The organism is Terrabacter sp. NPDC000476 (assembly GCF_040300125.1).
GTDB lineage: Bacteria > Actinomycetota > Actinomycetes > Actinomycetales > Dermatophilaceae > Terrabacter.
Genome location: NZ_JBEPDF010000001.1, coordinates 2,246,579 through 2,270,739 on the forward strand (window position 1 = coordinate 2,246,579; position 24,161 = coordinate 2,270,739).

At 74.1% G+C, this 24,161-nt stretch carries 25 protein-coding genes; 15 read left to right on the forward strand and 10 right to left on the reverse strand.

The window, feature by feature from the left end; genetic code table 11:
- Positions 1–79: 79 nt before the first annotated feature.
- From ABT295_RS10585 to ABT295_RS10595, 3 genes are read right to left on the reverse strand one after another with little or no spacing between them, the layout of a single operon-like run.
- Positions 80–886 (reverse strand): ABC transporter ATP-binding protein, encoded by an 807-nt coding sequence (locus ABT295_RS10585; RefSeq protein ID WP_352394309.1) that lies wholly within the window; start codon positions 884–886, stop codon positions 80–82.
- Positions 887–903: 17 nt separating this feature from the next.
- Positions 904–1,935 (reverse strand): ABC transporter substrate-binding protein, encoded by a 1,032-nt coding sequence (locus tag ABT295_RS10590; protein WP_352394310.1) that lies wholly within the window; start codon positions 1,933–1,935, stop codon positions 904–906.
- A 48-nt stretch (positions 1,936–1,983) separates the two neighbouring features.
- Positions 1,984–2,769 (reverse strand): ABC transporter permease, encoded by a 786-nt coding sequence (locus ABT295_RS10595; RefSeq protein WP_352394311.1) that lies wholly within the window; start codon positions 2,767–2,769, stop codon positions 1,984–1,986.
- Positions 2,770–3,004: 235 nt separating this feature from the next.
- Between ABT295_RS10595 and ABT295_RS10600 the strand changes: the two genes are divergently transcribed.
- The gene (locus ABT295_RS10600) at positions 3,005–4,030 is read left to right on the forward strand and encodes a LacI family DNA-binding transcriptional regulator (protein WP_352394312.1); all 1,026 of its coding nucleotides are present in this window, start codon (positions 3,005–3,007) and stop codon (positions 4,028–4,030) included.
- 6 nt (positions 4,031–4,036) lie between these two features.
- On the opposite strand, the gene ABT295_RS10605 is transcribed toward ABT295_RS10600, so the two are convergent.
- Positions 4,037–5,752: an alkaline phosphatase D family protein gene (locus ABT295_RS10605; RefSeq protein ID WP_352394313.1), complete on the reverse strand. Its 1,716-nt coding sequence runs from the start codon at positions 5,750–5,752 to the stop codon at positions 4,037–4,039.
- Positions 5,749–6,489 (reverse strand): dienelactone hydrolase family protein, encoded by a 741-nt coding sequence (locus ABT295_RS10610; RefSeq protein ID WP_352394314.1) that lies wholly within the window; start codon positions 6,487–6,489, stop codon positions 5,749–5,751. Before ABT295_RS10610 ends, ABT295_RS10605 begins: the two co-directional genes overlap by 4 nt.
- 49 nt (positions 6,490–6,538) lie before the next feature.
- Here ABT295_RS10610 and ABT295_RS10615 point away from each other — a divergent pair, with 49 nt between their 5' ends.
- From ABT295_RS10615 to ABT295_RS10625, 3 genes are read left to right on the forward strand one after another with little or no spacing between them, the layout of a single operon-like run.
- Positions 6,539–7,420, forward strand: coding sequence for a phosphotransferase family protein (locus ABT295_RS10615; protein ID WP_352394315.1), 882 nt, complete (start codon positions 6,539–6,541; stop codon positions 7,418–7,420).
- Between the two features lie 10 nt (positions 7,421–7,430).
- On the forward strand, positions 7,431–7,739 hold the full coding sequence (locus ABT295_RS10620; protein ID WP_352394316.1) for a TFIIB-type zinc ribbon-containing protein: 309 nt from the start codon (positions 7,431–7,433) through the stop codon (positions 7,737–7,739).
- A 21-nt stretch (positions 7,740–7,760) separates the two neighbouring features.
- Positions 7,761–8,606 carry a DUF3626 domain-containing protein gene (locus ABT295_RS10625; protein WP_352394317.1) on the forward strand — a complete coding sequence of 282 codons (846 nt, stop codon included), beginning with the start codon at positions 7,761–7,763 and terminating at the stop codon, positions 8,604–8,606.
- A 10-nt stretch (positions 8,607–8,616) separates the two neighbouring features.
- On the opposite strand, the gene ABT295_RS10630 is transcribed toward ABT295_RS10625, so the two are convergent.
- Entirely contained in the window at positions 8,617–9,234 is a 618-nt protein-coding gene (locus ABT295_RS10630) for a hypothetical protein (RefSeq protein ID WP_352394318.1), read from the reverse strand.
- 23 nt (positions 9,235–9,257) lie between these two features.
- On the reverse strand, positions 9,258–10,970 hold the full coding sequence (locus ABT295_RS10635) for an alpha/beta hydrolase (protein ID WP_352394319.1): 1,713 nt from the start codon (positions 10,968–10,970) through the stop codon (positions 9,258–9,260).
- Between the two features lie 108 nt (positions 10,971–11,078).
- Between ABT295_RS10635 and ABT295_RS10640 the strand changes: the two genes are divergently transcribed.
- From ABT295_RS10640 to ABT295_RS10660, 5 genes are all read left to right on the forward strand, one after another.
- On the forward strand, positions 11,079–11,918 hold the full coding sequence (locus ABT295_RS10640) for an alpha/beta fold hydrolase (protein WP_352394320.1): 840 nt from the start codon (positions 11,079–11,081) through the stop codon (positions 11,916–11,918).
- Between the two features lie 219 nt (positions 11,919–12,137).
- Entirely contained in the window at positions 12,138–12,857 is a 720-nt protein-coding gene (locus ABT295_RS10645) for a DsbA family oxidoreductase (protein ID WP_352394321.1), read from the forward strand.
- Positions 12,858–12,874: 17 nt separating this feature from the next.
- Positions 12,875–13,297 carry an MmcQ/YjbR family DNA-binding protein gene (locus ABT295_RS10650; RefSeq protein ID WP_352394322.1) on the forward strand — a complete coding sequence of 141 codons (423 nt, stop codon included), beginning with the start codon at positions 12,875–12,877 and terminating at the stop codon, positions 13,295–13,297.
- A 30-nt stretch (positions 13,298–13,327) separates the two neighbouring features.
- A complete protein-coding gene (locus tag ABT295_RS10655) occupies positions 13,328–13,975 on the forward strand; it encodes a CAP domain-containing protein (RefSeq protein WP_352394323.1) in 648 nt (215 codons plus the stop codon).
- Complete coding sequence (locus ABT295_RS10660) at positions 13,968–14,822, forward strand: 2-phosphosulfolactate phosphatase (RefSeq protein ID WP_352394324.1); 855 nt, start codon at positions 13,968–13,970, stop codon at positions 14,820–14,822. The genes ABT295_RS10655 and ABT295_RS10660 overlap by 8 nt, the downstream gene beginning before the upstream one ends.
- 46 nt (positions 14,823–14,868) lie before the next feature.
- On the opposite strand, the gene ABT295_RS10665 is transcribed toward ABT295_RS10660, so the two are convergent.
- On the reverse strand, positions 14,869–16,251 hold the full coding sequence (locus ABT295_RS10665; RefSeq protein WP_352394325.1) for an NAD(P)/FAD-dependent oxidoreductase: 1,383 nt from the start codon (positions 16,249–16,251) through the stop codon (positions 14,869–14,871).
- Positions 16,252–16,402: 151 nt separating this feature from the next.
- Between ABT295_RS10665 and ABT295_RS10670 the strand changes: the two genes are divergently transcribed.
- A complete protein-coding gene (locus tag ABT295_RS10670) occupies positions 16,403–17,758 on the forward strand; it encodes an aspartate aminotransferase family protein (protein ID WP_352394326.1) in 1,356 nt (451 codons plus the stop codon).
- A gap of 41 nt (positions 17,759–17,799) precedes the next feature.
- Here ABT295_RS10670 and ABT295_RS10675 read toward each other — a convergent pair whose 3' ends face one another.
- Positions 17,800–18,558 (reverse strand): YqjF family protein, encoded by a 759-nt coding sequence (locus tag ABT295_RS10675; protein ID WP_352394327.1) that lies wholly within the window; start codon positions 18,556–18,558, stop codon positions 17,800–17,802.
- Positions 18,559–18,632: 74 nt separating this feature from the next.
- Between ABT295_RS10675 and ABT295_RS10680 the strand changes: the two genes are divergently transcribed.
- Together ABT295_RS10680 and ABT295_RS10685 are read left to right on the forward strand one after the other, a co-directional pair.
- Positions 18,633–19,616, forward strand: a complete 984-nt coding sequence (locus ABT295_RS10680) for an L-lactate dehydrogenase (RefSeq protein ID WP_352394328.1) — start codon at positions 18,633–18,635, stop codon at positions 19,614–19,616.
- 20 nt (positions 19,617–19,636) lie between these two features.
- On the forward strand, positions 19,637–20,359 hold the full coding sequence (locus ABT295_RS10685; RefSeq protein ID WP_352394329.1) for a TetR/AcrR family transcriptional regulator: 723 nt from the start codon (positions 19,637–19,639) through the stop codon (positions 20,357–20,359).
- Here ABT295_RS10685 and ABT295_RS10690 read toward each other — a convergent pair whose 3' ends face one another.
- On the reverse strand, positions 20,360–20,743 hold the full coding sequence (locus ABT295_RS10690; RefSeq protein ID WP_352394330.1) for a VOC family protein: 384 nt from the start codon (positions 20,741–20,743) through the stop codon (positions 20,360–20,362).
- Positions 20,744–20,831: 88 nt separating this feature from the next.
- On the opposite strand from ABT295_RS10690, the gene ABT295_RS10695 reads away from it, so the two are divergent.
- From ABT295_RS10695 to ABT295_RS10705, 3 genes are all read left to right on the forward strand, one after another.
- A complete protein-coding gene (locus ABT295_RS10695; protein WP_352394331.1) occupies positions 20,832–21,542 on the forward strand; it encodes a TetR/AcrR family transcriptional regulator in 711 nt (236 codons plus the stop codon).
- Between the two features lie 10 nt (positions 21,543–21,552).
- Complete coding sequence (locus tag ABT295_RS10700; protein ID WP_352394332.1) at positions 21,553–22,368, forward strand: thioesterase family protein; 816 nt, start codon at positions 21,553–21,555, stop codon at positions 22,366–22,368.
- Positions 22,369–22,490: 122 nt separating this feature from the next.
- Complete coding sequence (locus ABT295_RS10705; RefSeq protein ID WP_352394333.1) at positions 22,491–24,149, forward strand: L,D-transpeptidase family protein; 1,659 nt, start codon at positions 22,491–22,493, stop codon at positions 24,147–24,149.
- Positions 24,150–24,161: the final 12 nt, after the last annotated feature.

A 24,161-nucleotide genomic window follows, 5' to 3' on the forward strand; every position in this document is an offset into this window, starting at 1 on the left:
CCTTCGGTCGGGCCGGTGGGGCACGTGACGGGACAGGGTGGTCAGCACGCTGACCAGGGATGGTGACGGGGCGGAGTGGTCAGTCGACCTCACCGGACGTGCCGAGCAGCTCTCGCACGGTCGTCGTGAGGTCCTGGAAGGTGGGGTCGGCCATCGACTCCGCGTAGACCCGGTGCTGGGGCAGCGCCACGTCGAGCTCGCGCAGGATGCGCCCCGGGCGCGGGCTCATGACGACGACCCGGTTGGCGAGGTAGACGGCCTCCGGGACGGAGTGCGTCACGAGGAGCACGGTGACGCCGGTCTCCTCCCAGATGCGGTGCAGCTCGACGTTCATCCGCTCCCGGGTGAGGGCGTCGAGGGCGCCGAAGGGCTCGTCCATGAGGAGCACCTCCGGCTCGTGGAGGAGGGCCCGGCACAGCGACACCCGCTGCTGCATCCCGCCGGAGAGCTCGTGCGGCAGGGCACCCTCGAAGCCCTGGAGGCCGGTCATGGCGATCAGGTCACGCGCGCGTGAGCGGGCCTCGTCCCTGGGCATGCCACGCATCTCACCCTGGAGCAGGATGTTGCCCTCGACGGTGCGCCACTCGAGCAGCGCCGCGCGCTGGAACACGTAGCCGATGTCGGGCCGGGGTCCGGTCACGGTCGTGCCGTTCAGCACGACCTCGCCCTTCGACGGCCTGGTCAGCCCCGCGACCGCCTTGAGCAGGGTGGACTTCCCGCAGCCCGAGGGGCCGGCGATGCTGACGAACTCGCCGCGTGCCACGGTCAGGTCGATGCCCTCGAGCGCCGTGACGTCGGCGCGCTTGGACGCGAAGCGGATGTGGACGTCGTGCACCTCGAGCGCGGGCCCTGACGCCTCGCGCCCCCGACGCGCTCGGTCGGTCATCGTGGCCGACACGGTCGTCACTCCCCCGCCGGCTGGAAGGAGCTGTCGTAGTACGTGGAGCGCTCCTTGGCCGAGCCGAGCAGCCCGGCCGAGGCAAGCACCTCGATCGTCGCGTCCCAGTCCGCGTCGGCGTCGACGCCGGGCGCCTGTCCCTCCGTGTTCTTCGTGTGCAGCAGCTGGGTCGTCTGCTTCCACTGGTCCAGCAGGACGTCCTTCTTCGGCATCTGCGGATCCTTGCCGGCCATGGCCGCCACGGCCGCGTCCGGGTTCTTCTCGGCGGCGGCGAAGGACTCGCTGGTCGCAGCCACCATCGCCTTCGCCAGCTCGCCCCTGGAGCCGATCGTCGCGTCCGAGGCGATGAGGCCGTTGCTGTAGAAGTTCAGCCCCACGTCGGAGTAGCGCAGGTAGCGCATCTCCTTGCCGCTCTTGGCCGCGATGGTGGGTCCCTGGTCATGGGCGAAACCGATGAGTCCGTCGACCCGACCGCTGATCACGGCGGCGATCTTGCCGGCGGCGTCGAGGTTCTGCTGCTTGACGTCGTTCGGCGCCAGGCCCGCCTTCTCGAGGTAGATCGGGAACGTCGTCGTCGGCGCATCGCCCGCCGAGACCGCGATGGTGCGCCCCTTGAGGTCGGCGGGCGAGCTGATCCCACTGTCGGCGAAGACCTGCACGGCCGACGGAGTGGTCTGGAGGAAGACGCCGAGGCTCTTGACCTTGACGCCCTTGTCGACGTTGGACAACACGGCCGGGGTGTCCGCCCAACCGAAGTCGACCTGGTCGCCGCCGACGGCCTGGACGGTCTTCGTCGACCCCTGCCCCGCCTTGATGGTGAGGTTGATGCCGTGCTTGGCGAAGATGCCCTGCTCGACGCCGAGGTAGAAGGGCGCGTGCTCACCGTAGGGATACCAGTTGAGCATCAGCGTGACGTCGGTGCCGCCACCGGAGGCGGGCGCTGCGGCGTCGGTGCCTGAGCTGCCGCAGGCCCCGAGGGCGAGGGTCGTTGCGGTCGCGGCGGCGAGGACCACCGCACGTCGTCGGGTGAGCTGCATGGGACTTCTCCTGTTCGCTGGGCCCGGGAACTGTTGCCCGGGGCTCGGCTAGAGCTGGACGGTCGAGCTGCCGAGGCCGCGCTGGGACGCGTGCCACGGGATGACGAGGCGTTCGACGAGCTGGATCGCGGCGAACATGAGCACGCCCACGATCGACATGAGGATGAGGGCGACGAAAAGGCTTGCGGTGTCGACGTTCCCGTTCGCCTGGAGGATGACGTAGCCCAGGCCCGAGTTCGCGCCGACGAACTCACCGACCACGGCGCCGGTCACGGCGAGGGTCGCGGCGACCTTGAGGCCCGAGAAGAGCTGAGGGAGCGACGCCGGGAAGCGGATCTTGCGGAAGACCCGCGCCCGCCCCGCACCCATGGTGGAGGTCAGCTCCAACACCTCGGGATCGACGTCGCGAAGGCCCGCCAGCCCGGAGATGACGATGGGGAAGAAGGCCATGAGCACGGCGACGATGATCTTCGGGCCCATCCCGAAACCCAGCCACACGACGAAGAGCGGCGCGATCGCGATCTTGGGGATGACCTGGGCGAAGAGGACGACGGGGTAGATCGTCCGCTCGAGGCTCGGCGAGTAGACCATCGCCACGGCGACGGCCTCGCCGACGACCACCGCGATGGCGAACCCGATGACCGTCTCGACCACGGTGACCCACGTGTTCGACGCGAAGTAGCCGAGGTTGTCGGCGAAGGCCGACCACGTCTCGCCGGGCGAGGGCACGAGGTAGGGCGGCAGCAGTCCGGTCGTCGTCGTGGCCCACCAGGCCACGAACGCGACGAGCGCGAAGGCGACGGGGCGCCAGGACCCGATCACGGCGCGGATCACGGAGTTGTCGGCCCGAGGGGCCGGAGCGGGTGCGGCGACCCGGGGTCGCTCATCGACCGCGGCGTGGGGAGACATCCTTGTCCTCTCTCGTCGGCGCCGACCGCTCGCACTGCGTCGGAAAGCGCTTTCCGGTACTGTAGGCACCGAGCCGGGCACTGTCAACGGTCCACATGGATGCCCTAGATTCCCAACGACGACAAGGAGGTCGAGTGACGTGGCAGTGACGCTGCAACAAGTGGCGGTTCGGGCGGGGGTGTCCCTGGCGACGGCGTCGCGGGTGCTCAACCGGTCGAGTCGGCACCCGCGCGAGGACATCACCGAACGCGTGCGAACCGCCGCAGCGGAGCTCGGCTACGTGCCGAACGCCCAGGCCCAGGCCCTCGCCCGGGCCACGACGGCCCTCGTCGGGCTCGTCGTGCACGACATCGACGACCCCTACTTCGCGACGATCGCCGCAGGGGTCCAGGCGACGGCCCAGTCGCTGGGCAAGCAGACGCTGCTCGCGGCCACCAACCGCGACCCCGACCTCGAGTGCGCCGCGGTCGAGTCCTTCGCCGCCCACCGCACTGAGGCCATCGTGCTGGCCGGATCGCGACGCAACAGCCCGGCCTCGGCCACCGAGCGCCTGTCCACCCTCTGCGCGGCCTACGAGCAGAACGGCGGACGAGTGGCGCTCATCGGCCAACCGCTCCCCGGTTTCTCGGCCGTCGTGCCCGAGAACCGAAGGGGCGCCCGGGCCCTGGTCGAGGCCCTCGTCAGGGAGGGCCACCGTCGCTTCGTCGTGGTCGCGGGACCCCGGTGGCTGCGCACCTCGACCGACCGCGCCGATGCGTTCGAGGCCGAGGCCCGGCGCCACACGGCTGACGAGGACGTGGTGCTCGAACCGCGCCTCACGACCGACTTCACCCGCGACGGGGCGTATGCGGCAGCGTCCGAGCTGCTTCGATCGGGCCTCGGCGACCGCCGCTCGCCCCTGTGCATCCTCGCCGTCTCCGACGTGATGGCGCTCGGGGTCCTGGCAGCCTGCCGCGACCTCGGCGTCCGGGTTCCCGACGACGTCGCCGTGGCCGGCTTCGACGACATCAAGACCCTGCGCGACACGACCCCGTCCCTCACCACCGTTCACCTCGACCTGCTGGGGATGGGCCGGGCGGCAGCGGAGCTGGCCCTCACCTCGGCCGGCCGGCCGCCGGGCGCGTCGAGCTTCGAGGCGACCGTCGTCCTTCGCGACAGCACCCGCCTTCGCCCGGCCGGCGGCTGAGAGCCGTCAGCGAGTCCCTGGCAGACGCACCGTCGCCACGGTCGTCAGCACCGGGTGGGCGTCGTCCCCGTCGCGGATCTCGCCGCCGCGCCAGACGATCGACAGGTCGGGCCCCTGGACGGTCAGCTCGGCGAGGCAGTTGTCGAACCACGGCCCGTCGGTCACCTCCCACGAGCACGGCGGCTCGGGCACGCGCCGCGAGCGCGCGGCCACGGCGTGCATCGGCCGCACGAGGCTGCGGGCGAACGCCGACATCATGACGCGCACGCCGCGCGGCATGGGGTTGCGGATGGGCGAGCACACGGCCTGCACGATCCGCGACCGGGCGCCGTGGCGCTCCCGCGCGTCGACGACCTCGGCGACGTAGGAGTTGTGCACGTCGCCGGAGAGGAACGTCACCGTGGCCGGGGCCGCCCCGCGCCGACCGCTCGCGACGTCGAGCACCATGTCGAACACCTCGACGAAGCCGTCGTTGAAGGCGGCCCAGTGCTCGAGGTCGATGGACTGCCGCGCCTTCTCGGCCGCCCGGGCCACGAGCGGTCCGTGCGTGCCGCTCGCGAGCACCTCGTCGATGGCCTCGAGGTCGTGCAGGCCCGGGGGCAGCAGGAAGGGCAGCGAGGTGCCGATGAGCAGGTGGTCCACGTCTCCCGTCAGCTGCTCGTCGAGCCACTGCAGCTCCGCGGGGTCGAGCATCGAGCGGTGCTCGGGCTCGAGCACGCGCGCCGCCCGCGAGTCGACGACGACGAGCCGGCAGTCACCGAGGTCGCGGCGGTAGCTCCAGCGGTAGGCCTCGGGGTGCCGGTCGGTGCGCCGGGCGAGGTCGAAGACGGCGTCCGTCAGGTCGAGCTCCGCCTCCATCCCCCGCGAACCATCCGCGCCGCGCGAACCAGCTTGCGCGGCAATGACTTCCGCGTAGACCTCGTCGTCGGCGAGCTGCGCCGGCGACAGGTTGCCGATGTGCTGGTAGACCCAGTACGACGACAGCCCGCCCATCAGCCGCTCGTGCCACCACGGGGTCCGGTTGATCCGCTCGTGCCACGTCCACGACGTGTTCCAGTCGTCGCGGATGTCGTGGTCGTCGAAGACCATGCAGCTCGGCACGGTCGAGAGCAGCCACCGGTTGGCGTCGTCGTTCCAGGCGAGCCAGTAGAGGTGGGCGTACTCCTCGAAGTCCTTGATCTCCTCCCCCGGCGGCTCGGCGAGGTCACGGCGCGTCGCGATGAACTCCCGCATCGCCTCCGAGGTCTCGTCGGCGTACACCTGGTCGCCGAGGAAGGCCACGAGGTCGGGCCACTCCTCCTCGCCGCGGGCGAGCGCGAGCGCCAGGGTGCGCAGCGCGTCGACACCGTTGCTCGCGTGGCCCTCCCGGTCGTGCGGCACGCTCGTGCGGCACGAGCCGAAGAGCAGGCGCGTGGGCCGGTCACGGTCGATGGTGCGGATGCGCGGTGCGGGGAACGGACTGGCCGGCGACGGCCACGCAGCTGCGCCGTCGACCGACACGGCATACGGCAGGTCGCACCCGGGGGCGAGCCCGTCGACGACCACGAGCGCGTAGTGGTGCCCGTGCACGCGGAAGGTCGGCGCCGACCAGCGACGGCCGTCGGCCTCGACGGTGACGACGACGGCGGCGGCCGTCTCGACCCAGACCGTCGCGTCCGTCTCGCCGACGTGGCGCAGCATCGGCCCCAGGACGAGGGCCGGCGCGTCGGCCCGCTCGCTCATGACCCGAGGTGGGCGTCGAGGAACGCGAGCGTGCGCTCCCACGCGTCGGCCGCCACCACGGCGTTGTAGCGCACCGGAGAGGTGTCGTTGAAGAAGGCGTGCCCGACGCCGTGGTAGACCCGCGCCGAGAAGTCGACGCCGGCCTGCTCCATGCGCGACTCGAGGTCGGGCACGGCGTCGGTGATGCCGTGGTCGTCCTCGCCGTAGAAGGCGAGCACGGGGCACGCGATCGTCGCGGGGTCGGCGGACTCGGGGAAGCTGCCGTAGAACGGCAGGGCTGCCCGGAGGCGCGGGTCGGCGGCCGCGAGGGCGAACGCATACGTGCCCCCGAAGCAGAAGCCGACGACCCCGACCCGGCCGCGCACGCCCGGCTCGTCGACGACGCCGTCCACGACGGCACGCAGCGCCGGCACCGCCCACGCGGCGAACTCCGGCTGGCGGGCGGGCGTCGTCGCCTCCCGCAGCTGCGGCTGCGCGGCCAGCCGGTCCCCCTCCGACGCGCTCGACATGAGCTCGAAGATGCGCGCGCCCACCTCCGGCGTGAGCCCGACGTGACCGAGCAGGTCGGGCGCGACGGCGAGGTAGCCCTGCGCGGCGAAGCGGTCGGCGACGTCCTTGACGTGGTCGACCAGCCCCCAGATCTCCTGGATGACGACGACGGCACCGCGCGGCTCGCCCGCCGGGTCGGCGCGGTAGGCGGTGAGGTCGTGCTCGGGAACGTCGATCATGCGGCCCATGCCCCAGTCCTACCCCCTCTCCATGTGAACCGGGCGCGACAATCGGTGCATGCCTTCCGCGACGACCCACTCGGGCGCCGAGGTCGTCGTCGTCGGCGACACCGTCACCAAGCTGCACCACCCGAGGACGGATGCCGCCCTGCTGGCCGAGCGCCTCGCCGTCGTCGCGCGCGGTGCCGAGGCGGCCGCGGTCTGGGTGCAGCCGCTGCACGACGTGCCGGCGCGCGCCGCCGACGGACGGCTCACGAGCGCGTGGCCGCGGGTGGAGGTGCTCGCCCCGGACGACGGCGAGCAGCCCTGGGCCGAGGCAGGTCGGCTGCTCGCCGACCTGCACGGCTGGTCGGTGCCCGTCACGGCGACCGACCGCCCGGGCTCGCTCCCGCTGCCCGACCACGGCTGGCCGGCCCGTCTCGCCCGGGCCCGCGCCAGGATCGGTCGATCGGGTGGCGGGGCCGCCGCCGTGCTGCTGCGCGGGCTCGGCGACCGGCTCCTCGACGAGCTGGCGCTCGGGCCGGCCGCGCCCGTCGGGCAGGCGCCCCGGACCGTCGTGCACGGCGACTTCCACCTCGGCAACCTCGCCCGCACGGGTGCAGGGCTGCGCCTGCTCGACCCGGACGACCTCGGCCTCGGCGACCCCGCCTGGGACCTCGCCCGCCCGGCCGGCTACTGGGCGGCCGGGCTGCTCGCCGACGAGGACTGGGACCGCTTCCTCGGCGCCTACGCCGACGCGGGCGGCCGCGCGGTCACGCCCGGCGAGGACCCGTGGCCGCGGCTGGACCTGCCGGCGCGGTGCGCCGTCTTCGTGGCCGCCGTCCGGGCGGTGGCCGGCCCCGAGGGTGGCGCCGAGGACGACCCGGGGCGCGGCGCCGCCCAGCCCGCTCACAGCGCGCTCCCAGCCGATGCTCTGGTGGCGGCCTGCTCGCGGATGTGAGGATGGGCCCATGAGCCAGCAGCCACCCCCGTTCCCCCACCAGGACTCGACCGGCGCGGCCTACCAGCCGCAGGGCTTCGTCTGCCCCAAGTGCCGCGGCACGATGCGCACCTACGACCGCAACGGCGTGCACGTCGAGCAGTGCGACCAGTGCCGCGGCATCTTCCTCGACTTCGGCGAGTTCGAGCACCTGAGCCAGCTCGAGAGCCGCTTCACCGCCCAGCCGCCGCCCCAGCAGTACGGCGGCCCGCAGTGGGGCAGCCGGGGTGGCAAGCAGTACCGCAAGAAGGGCATGGCCGGCCTCTTCTTCTCGAGCTGAGCCCCGGGCGGTGACGACGACGTGACGACGCAGCCGGATGCCGTCCGGCGGGCGCTCGCGCACGTGCGCCGACTCTCGGCCGGCCCGGCCCTCGAGCCGAGCGCGCGGGTGACGCTCAACTTCCACCCCGACCGCCTCGTGCGGGGCGAGCCGATCCTCGCGGCCATGGGGCGCGACGGCTGCTACCGCTCCCAGTTCGAGACCGGCACGAGCAACGGAGGGCTCACCGCGCACCCCGGTGGCGACCGGTGGCGGTGGGAGAGCCGGATCTTCGGCGGCGCCTACGACGTGGCGGAGGCCGCGCTGCGCCCGATGTACGGCGGCCTCGACCTGCGCCGGTGCGGCTACGGCGCCGCGCCCCGCTTCGGCTCGGCCCACGTGCGGCTGGGGGCGGCCACGCTGGAGCGCACGACGTTCTGCTTCCCCGACAGCGTCTTCGAGCCCGAGCAGTTCGGCACCGCAGCGGCGTTCGGCCTCGCGGACGTGGTGGCGGCGGCGCACGACCCCGCAGCCGACCTGCTCGACGACTACGTCGAGGCGCACGTGCACGGCCTCGTCGACCTGGCCCGGGACGTCGAAGCGCTCGTGCTCGACCCGGCATACCGCGGCACCGACGTCGAGGCCGACGCGCGGCGTCTGGGCGTCCCCGTCGAGTGGCACCGGGGCTTCCGTCTCGAGGTCGAGACCCTGCGGGCCCATCCGGACTACCGCGGCCCCGAGTTCGTCGCGCTCGGCGAGGCGCTCGCCGTCGACGGCGTGCTCACCCCACCGGTGATCGGCGCGGCGTCGCGCGAGGGGCGCCACGACGAGCAGGCGCTCAAGCGCGTGTGGCACCTCCTCGCCCGCTTCGGCGGCCGCACCGCCTGAGCCGGCGCGCCTACGCGCCGGGCTCGACCCGGGTGACGACCGTCGTCACGACCGAGGTCACCGATGGCGTGGCCGGGGTCGACGAGAAGCCGAAGCGGCAGGCCGGTTCGACCCGCGTCAGGGCGCCGAGGGGCCTGCCCTCGAAGCGGCCCTCCAGCGCGGTCACGGCGTGCAGGTCGGTGGCGCCGTAGTACTCCCGGCGCCCGGCGAGCGCGGTGCCCCGCGTGCGCACGCCCTTCATGACCACCCGGGCGACCGGGTCGACGACGGTCGCCCAGGCCGGGCTGGCGGCGAGGCGCCGCGGCACGGCGCGCAGGAGGCGCCCGAGCGGCAGCCGGGGCCCGACCTCGAGGTCGAGCTCGAGCGACGGCGACCCGACGTGCCACCGTCGCGGCCCGCTCGTCACGGTGATCGGCTCGATGCGCACCTCGTCGAAGGCATACGTCGACTCGATGAACGAGGCCACCTCGGGCGTGGGCGCGAGCAGCACGCGGTGCCCGTGGGCCGTCTCGACCATGGCGTCGCCGAACGCGCCGAGGGGCGTGGTGTGCCACGACCCGATGACGACACGGACACCCGAGGTGGAGCCGACACCGGCGATGTGGCCGCGGAAGCGTTGAGCTGGCACGGTCCCGAGCCTAGGCGCTCGGCTCACTCGACGCGGTTGACGGTCTCCTCGATGCCGGCCGTGATGCGGCTGTAGTCGTCGGTCGGCGAGCCGCCGAGCACCGAGCCCCACGCCGGCACGAGCTCCGCACCGTAGCGGTGGCCGTAGCCGTCGGGCGGGTCGTGGCCGACCGCCATGTCGGTCGTCAGCTGCCAGAACGTCACGAAGGGGATCCACGTGACGTCGGGGTTGACGTCACGGCCGCGCGGCTCGCGCAGCCAGTCCGGCTCGGCGCCGAGGAGGGCGGGGTTCCACCAGACGACGGGGTCGGAGGGGTGCTGGGCGTACACGAACCGCGGGAAGTCCCAGGCGCCGTAGTCGCGCCCGTAGTAGTCGTGCGTCAGCTGGTCGCCGTTCGCCGCGAACCGCACGTGCAGGCCGTCGTCGACGACCGGCACGATCTCGGGCGAGCCCTCGGTGCGCTGCGCGGTGAGCTCCGCCGCGATGTCGGTGAAGCTCGGGGTCCCGACCCACACCCCGCCCTGCGCCCGGGCGAGCATGTCGGCGGCGTCGGTGAACGCGGCCTGCCCGCCGTAGGACCCCAGCGACTCGCCCCCGACGACGAGGCGCGGGCGCGAGCCCTCGGGCAGCGTCCGCCACACGGCATACACCTTCTCGAAGAGCGCGCGGCCGGCCTCCCGGGGGGTGTCGCGGTCGGTCATGATCGACATGGCGCTCGGCAGGTAGGAGTACTGCATCGCGGCGACCGCGCTGTCGCCGTCGCTGAGGTACTCGATCGACTGCACCGACCAATCGTCCACCCATCCGGTGCCGGTGGTCGTGATGACGGCGAGCACCCGCCGGTCGAACGCCCGCGTGCGCAGGAGCTCGCGCACGACGGCGTCGGCGACGTCGGCGACGCTGCGGTCGTCGGTGCGTCCGGCATACACCCGGATCGGCTCGTCCGCGGACTTCCCCGTGGCGGACGAGATCTCGGCCGCTGTCGGGGCGCTCGTGACGAACATCTGTCCCTGGAAGCCGAGGCTGTCGTAGGGCTCGAGCGAGCCGGGGCCGCCCGAGCGCAGCGGCGACGTCGGGGCGGTGCGGCCGCTCGGCGAGCTGGAGTTGACCTGGGCGGCGATGCCCGCGAACGCCTGCATGCCGCGGTGGAGGAGGACGCTGTCGGTGACCCACGCCGCGGCGATGGCGACGACGACGACGGCGATGACGGTCGCGATCGTCTGCGGCACGACGTGCCCTGCCGCCTCGGCGATGCCGTGGGTGGCGCTCCGCAGCCCGCGCGCGACCGAGAGGAAGAGCACGGCGACGACGGTGGCCAGCACGAGGGCGAGGGCCCAGTCGAGCGGGTCGAGGGGGGCGAGCCCCACGACCGCCGCGGTGCGGGCCTGCGAGCGCACGTTCGCGACGGTGAGCCCGAGCACCGCCACCGCCCCGAGCACCGGCGCCGCGACGAGCAGCACGTGCCGCGCCTGCTCGCTCACGGTGACGCGCAGCCCGATCCACCGCGCCACGGTGCGCACGACCCACGCGACGACGACGCCCAGCGCGTAGCCCGCCACGGCGCACAACCCGCTGATGAGGCCCTGGTAGTACCACGTGCGCGGCAGCAGGCTCGGCGACATCGAGGTGAGGAAGTAGGCGGCGCCGAAGAGCAGCCCGGTGCGCGAGAGGTGCCACCACGGCCGCCGGGGCCGGCGCGCGACGGTCGCGTCTGGCGCCGCGGTCTCGTCGGGCATGGCACCACCGTAGGTCGCGGGCGGCCCCCGCCGCCTCCGGCACCTCCCCTGGGTGACGACCCTGACCGCGCAGGCCGGGTGGGAGGGTCGGGGGGGCAGGATGGGGTCATGCCTGCTGACGACGAGCGCATCGCGACCTTCACCCGCGACGGACTGCACTTCGAGGTGACCGACGCCGGCCCGGCCGACGGCGAGGTCGTCGTGCTCCTGCACGGCTTCCCGACCGACCGCACCAGCTGGGACCGGGTGGCCGAGCGGCTGCACGCCGCGGGGCTGCGCACGCTCGCGTTCGACCAGCGCGGCTACTCCCCCGCCGCGCGCCCGGCCGGCCGTGACGCCTACCGCCTCGAGGAGCTCGTCGCCGACGTGCTGGCCCTGGTCGACGCCACCGGCCGCGAGCGCGTGCACCTCGTCGGTCACGACTGGGGCGGCGCCCTCGCGTGGCTCGTCGCGGCCAACCACCCCGACCGCCTCGCCTCGCTCACCGTCCTGTCGACGCCCCACCCCGCCGCGATGTCGCGGGCGTGGCGCCGGGGCCTCGAGCAGAAGCGCAAGTCCTGGTACATGGCCGCGTTCCAGGTGCCGCGGATCCCCGAGCACGTCGTGGCCGCGACCTTCAGCACCCTGATGGCCCGCTCGGGACTGCCCGACCCCGAGCGCAGCAGGTATGCCGCCCGGCTGGCCCACGCGGACGCGCTCACGGGGCCGATCAACTGGTACCGCGCGGCCGGCCGCTCGCACGTCGGGGCGCACCGCGTCGAGGTGCCGGCCACCTACGTGTGGGGCTCGCGCGACGCCTTCCTCGGGCGCACCGCGGCCGAGCTGACCCGCGAGCACGTGGTCGCCGACTACGCCTTCGTCGAGCTCGACGCCGGGCACTGGCTCCCGGAGACCCGCGACGCCGAGGTGGCGACCGCGATCGTGCAGCGCGTCACCCCCCGCCCCTGACCGTCGAGAGGCCACTCTTCGCGGGTCTCCGCACGTCGAGAGGCCACTCTTCGTCCCTCCTGCCCGACGAAGGGCCACGCTTCGTCCCACCAGGAGTGGCCTCTCGACGGCGACGCACCCACCAGAAATGGCCTTTCGACGGTGGAGGACCCACCAGAAGTGGCCTTTCGACGGTGGAGGGGCGGGAACAACCGGCGGGGGCCGGTAGGTTGCACGACCGTGAAGATCGACATCTGGTCCGACATCGTGTGCCCGTTCTGCTACCTCGGCAAGCGCCGGCTCGAGGCCGCCCTCGCGACGTTCGAGCACGCCGACGAGGTCGAGGTGACCTGGCACAGCTTCGAGCTCGACCGGGGCGCCCAGCCCGTGTCGGACCTGCCGCTCGTCGACCTCGTGGCGCGCAAGTACGGCACGAGCCGCGAGCAGGCCGTCGCGCAGCACCGCTCGATGGCCGACGCCGCCGCCGAGCTGGGTCTCGCCTTCAACTGGGAGCAGGCCCGCTACGGCAACACCTTCGACGCGCACCGGGTCGTCCACCTCGCCGCCGAGCACGGCCTCGCCGACGCGGCGCACGAGCGCCTCATGCGGGCCTACTTCACCGACGGGCTCGCGGTCGGCGACCGCGAGGTGCTCGTCGGGCTCGCCGGGGAGATCGGCCTCGACCCCGACGCGGTGCGCGCGATGCTCGAGTCGGACGACTACGGCAACCACGTGCGCAGCGACGAGGCGACGGCCAAGATGCTCGGCATCGAGTCGGTGCCCTTCTTCGTCCTCGACCGCAAGTACGGCGTCTCCGGCGCCCAGCCGCCCGAGGTCTTCACGCAGGCCCTCCGGACGGCGTGGGAGACGCGCCACGAGGTGCCCGAGCCGGTCGCGGCGGGCGGTGGCTGCGGCGGGGGCTGCGGCGCCGGCGGCTGCGGGGGCGCCTGCAGCGCCTGAGCCCTACCGTGGTGGGCATGGCCCACCCGATCATGTTCGACGACGGCGACCCCTACCTCGCCCGCGTCCGCGCGATCTGCCTCGCCCTCCCCGGCGCCGACGAGAAGGTGTCGCACGGCCGCCCGACGTTCTTCACGACGAAGGTGTTCCTCACCTACGGCGGTGTCGTCAGGGGTGACCACGACCCCGAGCCGTACCGGCAGTCGGTGCTCGTGCTGCCCGACGCCGCCGAGCGGCCGGCCCTGCTGGGCGACGACCGCTTCTTCGACCCCGCCTACGTCGGGCCCTCGGGGTGGGTCGGGCTCGACCTGCGGGCGTGCGGTGCGCCCGACGAGCTGGACTGGCAGGAGGTGGGCGAGCTCGTCGACGCGTCGTACCGCCTCACGGCCCCCGCGCGACTCGTGCGCGCACTCGACGACGCCCGCCCGGCGGGCGCGTAGGGTACGCACGCGAGGTCGACGGAGGCGCACATGGGACGGCATGCGGAGGTGGGCACCACGGGGTCGTTGCGCGCGGTCGTGCTGACTATCACCGCATCGGTCCTGCTCGTCGTGGGCGGTGTCGCGATCCTCTGGTCGGCCTCCGACCTGCGCATCGGGCCGCCCGGCCGCGTCTCCCGGACCGTGGCCGCCGACGGGAGTCCGGGCGTCGTGCGCCTCGGGCAGCTGCGCGACGCGGGCGAGCTCGACGAGCTGGAGCAGCGGGGCGCGGCGTGGACCGACCTGGCGGCGATCCGCCTCGCGATGGGTCGCGAGGTCGTCGCGCTCGTGGACGCCGAGCGCCGGCGGGAGGGGTGCGCGCCGCTCTCGCCCAGCCTCGTGCTGCGGCGGGCGGCCCAGCTCCACACCGCCGACATGGCCGACGCCGGCTACCTCTCCCTGACCAGCCCCTCGGGCGTCACGCTGCTGCAGCGGGCGCGCGACCTGGGCTACGCCGGGCCGATGGTCGGCGGCAGCGTCTCTGTCGACCACGCCGGCCCCGAGGGGGTCGTGCACGCCTGGCTGGGCGTCGCGCGCTCCCGCACGACGCTGCTCGACTGCTCCTACAACCAGGTCGGCGTCGGCTTCGCGACCACCGACGCGAACCGGACCTACTGGACGGTGGCGCTGGGTGGCTGAGCCGACGGGCGCGCCCCTGCCGCGCTGGCACTCCCAGGACCGCCACGTCGTGCGCCTCGAGTGGGGCGCCGCGGGCGCCGAGGCCCTGACGAGGTATGCCGTCGCGTCGGGCTCACCCGTCTGTGCGGTCGTCGTCGACGTCCTCAGCTTTACGACGTGCGTCTCGGTCGCGGTCGACGCCGGGGTGCGCGTGCACCCCTACCGGTGGAAGGACGCGACGGCCGAGGCGTTCGCCGCCGAGCGCGGCGCCGTCCTCGCCGTGCCCCGCCCCGTCGGGCGCGCGACCGGCGGCATCAGCCTGTCGCCCTCGACGATCCGCGGTGCCGCGGGACTGCGCGACCTCGTGCTGCCCTCGCCTAACGGCGCCACGACGAGCGCCGTGCTCGCCGGCACCGGGGCCGACGTCGTCGCCGGCTCGCTCCGCAACGCGTCGGCCGTGGCCGAGTGGATCGTCGGCTGGCTCACCGACCGGCTTGTCGCGACGCCCCGTCCGGGGCCGGGCGGTGGGCCGACCGTCGTCATGGTGCCGAGCGGGGAGCGCTGGCCCGACGGGTCGCTACGCCCCGCCGTCGAGGACCTCTGGGGCGCGGGGGCCGTCGTGGCCGCCCTCGCGGCGAGGCTCGAGCACCGCGGCGGGCCGCTCCTGCTCAGCCCCGAGGCCGAGCTGGCCGGCACGGCCTGGCGCGCGGTCGAGGCCCGGGCCGGCGCGGCGCTGGCCGGCTGCGCGAGCGGGCGCGAGCTCGTCGAGCAGGACTGGGCCGACGACGTGGCGGTCGCCGCCGAGGTGGACGCCTCCGACGTCGTGCCGGTGCTCACGGACGGCGTCTACACCGCCCACCGGGCCTGACCCGCCCGCCCGGCCCACGGCATACGGCCGCGGTGGGGGCGGCGCCCTACTGGCCGAGCGCCGACCAGAACGCCGAGGCGGCGCGCGACGGGCGCCCGGTGCGCCGCTCCGAGCGGTCCGCCGAGCCCATGAGCGCCGTCACGGCGTTGACGCCCAGCCAGCGGAGCGGCTCGGGCTCCCACGGCCGCGAGGTGCGCCCCGCCCACGGCAGGGCGGCGAGCTCTTCGGGGTCGTCGTCGCGGATCATCGCGGCGAGGGTGCGGCCGGCGAGCGCCGACGTGGCGACACCGTCACCGACGTAGCCGCCGGCGAACCCGAGGCCGGTGTGCCGGTCGTGGTGCACCGAGGGGAACCAGTCCCGCGGCACGCCGAGGTTGCCGCCCCAGGAGTGCGTGAAGGTCACGCCGTCGAGGATCGGGAACAGCTCGACGAGGATGCGCCGCAGGCTCGCGTGCACCCGCTCGTCGCGGTCGTAGCGCGGCGCGACGCGCGAGCCGTAGTGGTAGGGAGCGCCCCTGCCGCCGAAAGCGATCCGTCCGTCGCGCGTACGCTGGCCGTAGATCGTCAGGTGCCGGTTGTCGGCGAACGTCGTGCGTCGCTCGAGGCCGATCTGCGCCCACGTCGACTCCGGCAGCGGCTCGGTCGCGGTCATGAGGGAGTAGATCGGGGCGAGGGCGCGGCGGCGGCCGGGCACGGTCGGCGTGTAGCCCTCGGTCGCGAGGACGACGTGTTCGGCGCGCACCGTGCCGTGCGGGGTGACGACGCGGCGGCTGCCGACCTCGACCGCCGGGGTCTGCTCGAGGACGGTGACGCCGCGCCGCTCGACGGCGTCGGCGAGGCCACGCACGAGGCGGGCCGGGTGGATCGCCGCGCAGTGCGGGGTCCACGACCCACCGAGGGCCTGGCTGACGGCCGCCATCTGCGTCACCTCGTGGGCGTCGAGGAGGCGGTGGTCCTCGTCGCCGAAGCCCCACGCGTGGTGCTCGGCCACCTCGGCGCGCACCCGGTCGAGCTGCGCGGGGTTGCGGGCCACCGCGAGGTAGCCGCCCTGGTCGAAGTGGCAGTCGATGCCCTCGGCGGCGGCGATCCGGCCGACCTCGGCGACGGTGTCGTGCAGCCGGTGCTGCATGCGCACCGCCGCGTCACGACCCCGCTCGGCGGCCATCCGGGTCAGCGATGCCGGGAAGAGCGCCGAGCACCAGCCCCCGTTGCGACCCGAGGCGCCGAAGCCGGCGACCTCCTTCTCGACGACGGCCACCCGGATCGTCGGGTCGGCCGTGACGAGGTGGTAGGCGGTCCACAGCCCGGTGTAGCCCGCGCCCACGACGGCCACGTCGACGTCGAGGTCGGTGCCGAGCGCCGCCCGCGGCTCGATGGGGTCGATCGTGTCGTGCCAGAGGCTGAGGCCGCGGTATCCGCTCGGGGGCATGACGGGGATCATGCCACCGCAGTCTGTGCCCGTTGAAGGGTTCTGCTCGACTCTTTTCGTTGGAACGACAGTCCACGCCTTCGGATTCCGTCGCGAACCGGGCACCGCTCCACCACTTCCGCCGAGGCGTCCGACGCGGCATGATGCCCGCATGAGCACCCTCGACCGCACCCGCCTCGCCGACCTCCACGCGCGCGAGCGGGAGGCCTTCACGGCGGCGCGACCGCGATCCCGGGCCCTCGCCGAGCAGGCCGCGCAGCACATGCCGGGCGGCGTGCCGATGAGCTGGATGGTCAAGTGGCCCGGGGACCACCCGGTCTTCGTCGAGCACGCCGAGGGGGCGCACTTCACCTGCGTCGACGGCATCGACCACGTCGACCTCTGCCTCGGCGACACCGGCGCCATGATGGGCCACTCCCCCGCGCCCACCGTCGAGGCGGTCACCCGCCAGCTCTCCCGCGGCATCACGACGATGCTGCCCACGGAGGACGCCATCGCGGTCTCGACGGGCCTCGCCGAGCGGTTCGGCCTGCCGTACTGGCAGTTCACGCTGACCGCCACCGACGCCAACCGGCACGCGATCCGCTACGCCCGCCACCTGACGGGGCGCAGCAAGGTCGTCGTGCACAACTGGTGCTACCACGGGTCGGTCGACGAGGCCTTCGCGACGCTGGGATCCGACGGCGGCACGGTGGACCGTCCGGGCAACATCGGCGCCCCGGTCGCCACGTCGGAGACGACGCGGGTCGTCGAGTTCAACGACCTCGACGCGCTCGAGCGGGCCCTGGCCCACGGCGACGTCGCGGCGATCCTCGTCGAGCCCGCGCTGACGAACATCGGCATCGTGCTGCCCGACCCCGGCTACAACGAGGGCGTCCGCGAGCTCGCCACCCGCTACGGCGCGCTCCTCGTCAACGACGAGACGCACACGATCTGCGCCGCCCCGGGCGGCTACACCGGCGCCCACGGCCTCGAGCCCGACCTGCTCGTCATCGGCAAGTCGATCGGCGGCGGGATCCCCTGTGGCACCTTCGGATTCAGCCAGGACATCGCCGACCGCATCGTGCGCTCGGTCGAGCTCGAGGACATCGACGTGGGCGGCATCGGCGGCACGCTGGCCGGGAACGGCCTGTCGATGGCGGCCATGAAGGCCACGCTCGAGCACGTCATGACGCCCGCCGCCTTCGAGCACATGGTGCCGCTCGCCGACGCGTGGGCCGACGGGGTGCAGGCGGGGATCGACGAGGTCGGGGCGCCGTGGCACGTGACGCGCCTCGGCGCGCGGGCGGAGTACAACTTCTCCCTCGAGCCCTCGCACGACGGCCAGCAGGCCCACGACGCCGACGACTTCGAGCTGCAGCAGTACCTCCACCTCTACGCGCTCAACCGGGGCATCCTGCTGACGCCGTTCCACAACATGGCGCTCATGAGCCCGGCCACGACGCGGGCCGACGTCGACGCGCACAGCGCGATGTTCCTCGACTGCGTGCGCGAGCTCTTCGCCTGACGCGCCCGGCGGGCGGCGACGGCCGCCGCCCGCCTGCGAGGTCAGGCCACCCGGGACGCCCGCCCGAAACGGGTGGACACACCGGGTGACCACAGCGCGCGCAGCCGGGGCCCGGTGGCCGTGACACCGCTCGCGCCGAGCAGGTCGTCGTCGAGCCCGACGACCTCGGCCTCGTGCAGCGGCCACGGCTCGTGCTCGTTCGGCACCCAGATCGTGCGTCCCGCCACCCGGGTGTGCGCGCCCCAGCGGGCGGTCAGCCACGTCTCGAGCGGCGTCGGCTCGACGCGCTCCCCGACGCGCACGGTGAGCCGGCTGCGCAGGCCGCGCGCGGGCGCCCGGCGCCGGCTCGCGTACGTCACGACGTCACCGTCCCGCTGCAGCCGCATCCGCGCCCACGTGTAGGGGATGCCGAGTCCGGCACGGGCGGCGAGCACGACGAGCGCGCGCTCCGTCTCGAGCGAGCGGAAGAGCACGCCGTGCCGGCCCGCGTCGTCCACGGAGTAGAGCCGGATGTTCGTCTCGAGGAAGCTGCCGAGCCACGGCAGCCGGGGCGACGGGGCCCTCCCGAGCCGGATGCCGTCCATGACGAAGGGCACGAGGGCGGCATACGTGCGCCCGTCGGCGAAGACGTCGGGACGGGTGCCCGCCGGGAAGAACGGCGCGACCGCGTCGGGGTCGACGGGCCAGTGCACGAAGGTCAGGTCGCGCCACACCTGGTCGAAGACGACGGGCCGGCGCAGCGCGGGCGGGTCGACGGGGTAGCCCTCGAGGGCGGCGCGGGAGGCGGGTGCTGCGTCCACGAAGCCATCGTCGCACCCGCCCGGGAGCACTAGCGTGGGGGCGACGGCCCGGGCGACGCGCGAGGAGCGGGACCATGACGGTGGAGGCACTGACGGACGACACGCGCCGGCGGCGTAGGACGAAGCTCGGCATCGTCGGCGCCGGTGCCGTGGGGGCCACGCTCGCGTATGCCGCCCTGATGCGCGGCGTCGCCCAGACCGTCGCGCTCTACGACGTCAACACCGCCAAGGTGCGCGCGGAGGCGCTCGACCTCAGCCACGGCATCCAGTTCGTGCCGATGGCCCACGTCGAGGGCTCGGACGACGTCGAGGTGCTCGCCGACTCCGACGTCGTCGTCTTCACGGCCGGGGCCAAGCAGAAGCCGGGCCAGTCACGGCTCGACCTCGCGGAGTCGACGATCGGCATCGTGCGCTCGATCCTGCCGCGCCTCGTCGAGGTCGCACCCGACGCGGTGCACGTCATGGTGACGAACCCCGTCGACGTCGTGACCTACGCCGCCCTGCAGATCTCCGGGCTGCCACCCGCGCGGCTCTTCGGCTCGGGCACCGTGCTCGACTCGTCACGGCTGCGCTTCCTGCTCGCCGAGCACATCGGGGTGGCGGCCCAGAGCGTGCACGCCTACGTCGTCGGCGAGCACGGGGACTCCGAGCTGCCGCTGTGGGACTCCGCGTCGGTCGGCTCGGTGCCGCTGCTCCGGTGGCGCACCCCGGACGGCGCCGTCGCCCTCGACGCGGCCGCGCGCGAGCGCATCGCCGCGGACGTCGTGCAGTCGGCCTACCGCGTCATCGAGGGCAAGGGCGCGACGAACTACGCGATCGGGCTCGCCGCGACGCGCATCATCGAGGCGGTGCTCTACGACGAGCACCGCATCCTGCCGGTCTCCTCGCTGCTCACCGACTACTACGGCATCGGCGACGTCTGCCTCTCCGTGCCGGCCATCGTGCACGCCGGCGGCGTCGGCGACCGGGTCGAGGTGCCGATGACCGACGCCGAGCTGGGCGGCCTCCGGGCGTCGGCGGAGGCGGTGCGCGCGACGGCCCGGCGCTTCGGCTTCTGAGGCCGGAGCAGAATGGGGACGTGACCCCGTCCGCACCAGCACCCGGCCCCGAGGCGGGGGCGCCGAGCCCCGGCGGGCCGAGCGCGCCGGCACGGGCGACGTACCACCACGGCGACCTGCGGCGGGCCCTGCTCGAGGCCGGCACCGACCTCGCGCGCGAGGGCGGCCCCGACAAGGTCGTGCTCCGGGAGGCCACGCGCCGCGTCGGCGTCTCGGCCAACGCCGCCTACCGGCACTTCGCCGACCGCGACACGCTGCTCGAGGAGGTGGTCTCGCGGGCCCAGGCGCGCGCGGCCGACGTCATCGCGGCGACCATGGACGCCGTGCCCGAGCGGCGCGACGCCCGCGCCCGGGCCCGCGCGCGGTTCCGGGCCGTCGGGGTCGGCTACCTCCGCTTCGCCATGGACGAGCCCGGCCTCTTCCGCACCGCGTTCGCCGTGCCGGTCGACCTGCGCCGGGCCGGCTCGGCCGACGCCGCCGGACGGTCCGGCCGCACGCCCTTCCAGCTGCTCGCCGACTCGCTCGACGACATGGTCGAGGTCGGCGTGCTGGCGGTCGCGCAGCGACCCGGCGCCGAGCTGCTCGCCTGGGCCGCGGTGCACGGCATGGCGATGCTCGCCCTCGAGGGCCCGCTGCGCGACCTGCCCCCGGGTGCGGTCGACGCGCTGGCGCCGCGGCTCGTGCGGATGGTCGACCTCGGCCTGGGCCTGCCCGACGGCGTCACGGACCCGGCGCCCGGCTGATCACACCCACTCGACGAGCTGGACGACGAGCCCGTTCGGGTCGCGGTACTGCACGTAGCGCTCGCCCCACGGCTCGGTCTCCGGTGGGGTGACGACGGGCACCCCGGCCGCCACGAGACGCTCGTGCGCGGCGTCGAGGTCCTCGACGACGAAGGCGAGCAGCAGGCCCGATCCCGCCGGCCCCGCCACCTCGGCCGGCTTGAAGGAGGCGAGCCCGGTGCGCAGCAGCACGACGTTCGACCCCCCGGACGGGTGGCTCAGCGAGACGAAGCCGTCGGCTCGCATCTCGACGGCGTGGCCGAGGTGCTCGACGAGGAAGGCGGCCGACGCCTCGGGGTCGGCGACGTTGAGCGAGATGGCGGAGCCGGTCACGGTGACGGTCATGGGACACCTTCCTGGGTTGTTTCCGTATGGCGTACGGATCGTTAACGTACGGCATACCGGATCTGTTCCGACGACCGACGGAGGGTGCATGGGCAGCGTCCACCTGCTGTGGCGCCACGAGCGGCCGCAGCCCGCCCGACCCGGACGCCGCCCCCGGATCGGCGTCGACGACGTCGTGGCCGCCGGCATCCGGGAGGCCGACGCGCACGGGCTGCACGACGTGTCGCTGCGGCGCGTGGCGCAGCGCCTCGGGGTCGGGGTGATGACGCTCTACGGGCACGTCGACGACAAGGCGACGCTGCTCGAGCTCATGGTCGACCAGTGCCGGCTCGACATGGCGTGGAGCCCGCTCGCCGGGTCGCCGCGCGCGATGCTCGAGCAGGTGGCTGAGGAGAACCTCGCGCTCTTCGCGGCCCACCCGTGGCTCGCCCACGTCGAGACCGAGCGCGCCGTGCTCGGCCCGGGCACCCTCGGCAAGTACGAGCGCGAGCTCGCAGCCGTCGAGCCCCTCCCCCTCGACGACGCGGCCCGGGACCAGGCGCTCGCCCTCGTGCTGACCTTCGTGCGGTCGTCGGCGCGCGCGCTCGAGGCCGCGGCGGGCGAGCGCGCGCAGGAGTCGCCCGAGCAGTGGTGGGCGCGCGAGGGCGCCGAGCTCGCCGCCCTCGGCGTCGAGGAGCGCTACCCCCGCGCGAGCCGCGTCGGGCGGGCGGCGGGCGAGGCCATGGACGCCGCGGCCGACGCCCGGGCCGCGCACCGCTTCGGCCTCGACGTCCTCCTCGACGGCCTGGACCGCTCCTAGGGTGGGGAGGGTGAGCACCGACCGGACCGCAGCCCTCGACCACGACACCCCGGCCTCCTACCGACGGCTCGGGCCCGGGCACTACGCGCCGACGGTGCACACCCAGGGTGCGTGGCGCGACGACGAGCAGCACATGGCGCCGGTGAGCGGCCTGCTCGCCCACGAGATCGACCTGCACGAGCCGCGCGAGGGCCTGCAGCTCGCGCGGCTCTCCTTCGACATCCTCGGCGTCATCCCCGCCCGGCCGAGCCGCGTCGAGGTGCGCACGACCCGGCCGGGGCGCACCATCGAGCTGGTCGAGGCGACGATGACCGTCGACGACCGGGCGGTCGTGCGCGCCCACGCGTGGCGCCTCGCGGCGCACGACTCGACACCGGTGGCCGGCGTCGAGCTCGAGCCCATCCCCGGTCCCGACGACCTCCCCGAGTGGGCCGGCACCGACACGTGGGAGGGCGGCTACATCGCCGGGCTCGAGTTCCGGGCCGACCCGGCGCGCCGCCCCGGCCGCACCCGCACCTGGATCCGCGCCCGGCACCCCCTCGTCGACGGCGAGCCCGCCTCCCCCACAGCGGATCTCGTCCGGCTCGCCGACACCGCCAACGGCATCGCGGTGCGGGTCTCGCCGAAGGAGTGGATGTTCCCGAACGTCGACCTGACCGTGCACCTGGTGCGCGAGCCGGTGCGCGGCTGGGTCGGGTTCGACACGCGCGTGTCGATGGGTCCGACCGGCCTGGGCCTCACGTCGACGACGCTGCACGACGAGCACGGACCCGTCGGCCGCGCCGAGCAGATCCTCACCGTCCGCCGGATGCCGCCACCGCGCTGACGAGGGCGCCCGCAGACCCGTCGCGCGCACCGCAGGCCAAACGGCCGTCGGCCTGCCACAATGAGGGGCGCGGTCGCGCGCACTCCACGCACCGCCAGGCGGTCAGGACACCAGGGGACATCGTGAGGACCAACCGCATGGACCGGGGGCGGGCCGTTCGGGCGCTCGCCGCCACGCTCGTCACGACGGCGCTCGTCGCCGCCGCTCCGGCCGCCCGCGCCGACGACCTGACCGGCACGCCGGCCCCGACGTCGTCGGGTTCCGCGCCGTCGACGACGGCCGGCACGACGGCGGCGACGACCACCGCGACGGAGACGACGGAGACGACGGGGACGGCGACCACGCCGACGACGACCACGTCGACGACGACCGCCCTGCAGTCCACGCCGACGACGACGGCCCCGGCCGCCCCGGCCCCGGCTGCGACCACCCAGGCCCCGGCACCCACGACGACCGCCCCCACGACGACGGCCCCGAGCCCCGTCGTGCTGCGCAGCGGCGACACCGGCTGGGCCGTGCAGGACCTGCAGGCGCGGCTCGCCGTGCTCGGCATCCCGTCGGGCACGGTCGACGGGCGCTACAACAGCGCGGTCGCCGCCGCGGTGCGCACCTTCCTCACGGCCAACGACCTGCCCGGCACGGGCCAGCAGCTGACGCGGGCGGCGTGGGCCGCGCTCGTGAAGCAGACCGCGTCGCGCCTCGTCATCGCCTCGGGCACCCTGAGCAACCAGGTCAAGGACCTCCAGGTGCGGCTGCGCCTCGTCAAGGCCGACTACTGGACCCTGCGGATCTCGGGCTTCTACGGCTGGACGCTCGGCCAGAGCGTGCTCGCCTTCCAGCGGGCCCAGCACCTGCCCCAGTCGGGCGTCGTCGACGAGCGCACGTGGTCGCGCCTCGTGCGCGTGACCTCCACGAAGGTGCTCGCCACGGAGGGCACGACGAGCAACCTCGTCAAGGACCTCCAGGTGCGCCTCCGCATCGTCCGCCCGTCCTGGTGGACGCAGCGGGTCTCCGGCTTCTACGGCTGGACCCTCGGCCAGAACGTGCTCGCCTTCCAGCGCACCTACGACCTGCCGCAGTCGGGCGTGCTCGACCAGCGCACCTGGGACCAGCTCGTGTCGCGGACCCGGTCGCCGCTCTCGATCGGCACCGGCGCGTCGGTCGTCACCGTGCGCGAGCTGCAGCGCCGCCTCGGGGCCAAGAAGCTGTGGCCGTATGCGTTCTCCGGCGTCTACGGGTGGACGCTCGGCCAGAAGGTCCTCGCCTTCCAGCGCGCCTACGACGTGCCGCAGTCGGGTGTCGTCGACCAGCGCACCTGGGCCCGCCTGCGTGCCGTCACGTGGACTCCCGGCACGTTCGACCAGCACCGCTACCTCTCCGGCGCCCGCCCCCTCATGCCCGCCGCGTCGTCGCTCGACAAGCGGTGCCGCACCGGTCGCGTCATGTGCGTCGACAAGGACACCCGCACCCTCACCTGGGTCGTCGACGGCAAGCCGCTCATGGTGATGTGGGCCCGCTTCGGCAAGAGGGGCCTCGAGACGCGCGAGGGCACCTTCCGCGTGTCGCGCAAGTACGAGTACGTCATCTCGAACCTCTTCTTCACGCCGATGCCCTACTCGATGTTCTTCTCGGGCGGCCAGGCCGTGCACTACTCGTCGAACTTCGCGCGGCTCGGCTACGCGAGCGCGAGCCACGGCTGCGTCAACATCGCCGACCACGCGCAGATCAAGGCGCTCTTCTTCAAGGTGCGGGTCGGCGACAAGGTGGTCGTCCACCACTGATCGGGTTCCGTT

Excerpts from the sequence above, each read along its gene's own strand:
- ABT295_RS10585 (WP_352394309.1), bottom strand. The coding sequence starts at position 886 with ATGACCGACCGAGCGCGTCGGGGGCGCGAGGCGTCAGGGCCCGCGCTC.
- ABT295_RS10590 (WP_352394310.1), bottom strand. The coding sequence starts at position 1,935 with ATGCAGCTCACCCGACGACGTGCGGTGGTCCTCGCCGCCGCGACCGCA.
- ABT295_RS10605 (WP_352394313.1), bottom strand. The coding sequence starts at position 5,752 with ATGAGCGAGCGGGCCGACGCGCCGGCCCTCGTCCTGGGGCCGATGCTG.
- ABT295_RS10610 (WP_352394314.1), bottom strand. The coding sequence starts at position 6,489 with ATGGGCCGCATGATCGACGTTCCCGAGCACGACCTCACCGCCTACCGC.
- ABT295_RS10615 (WP_352394315.1), top strand. The coding sequence starts at position 6,539 with ATGCCTTCCGCGACGACCCACTCGGGCGCCGAGGTCGTCGTCGTCGGC.
- ABT295_RS10620 (WP_352394316.1), top strand. The coding sequence starts at position 7,431 with ATGAGCCAGCAGCCACCCCCGTTCCCCCACCAGGACTCGACCGGCGCG.
- ABT295_RS10635 (WP_352394319.1), bottom strand. The coding sequence starts at position 10,970 with ATGCCCGACGAGACCGCGGCGCCAGACGCGACCGTCGCGCGCCGGCCC.
- ABT295_RS10640 (WP_352394320.1), top strand. The coding sequence starts at position 11,079 with ATGCCTGCTGACGACGAGCGCATCGCGACCTTCACCCGCGACGGACTG.
- ABT295_RS10650 (WP_352394322.1), top strand. The coding sequence starts at position 12,875 with ATGGCCCACCCGATCATGTTCGACGACGGCGACCCCTACCTCGCCCGC.
- ABT295_RS10655 (WP_352394323.1), top strand. The coding sequence starts at position 13,328 with ATGGGACGGCATGCGGAGGTGGGCACCACGGGGTCGTTGCGCGCGGTC.
- ABT295_RS10665 (WP_352394325.1), bottom strand. The coding sequence starts at position 16,251 with ATGCCCCCGAGCGGATACCGCGGCCTCAGCCTCTGGCACGACACGATC.
- ABT295_RS10670 (WP_352394326.1), top strand. The coding sequence starts at position 16,403 with ATGAGCACCCTCGACCGCACCCGCCTCGCCGACCTCCACGCGCGCGAG.
- ABT295_RS10680 (WP_352394328.1), top strand. The coding sequence starts at position 18,633 with ATGACGGTGGAGGCACTGACGGACGACACGCGCCGGCGGCGTAGGACG.
- ABT295_RS10690 (WP_352394330.1), bottom strand. The coding sequence starts at position 20,743 with ATGACCGTCACCGTGACCGGCTCCGCCATCTCGCTCAACGTCGCCGAC.
- ABT295_RS10695 (WP_352394331.1), top strand. The coding sequence starts at position 20,832 with ATGGGCAGCGTCCACCTGCTGTGGCGCCACGAGCGGCCGCAGCCCGCC.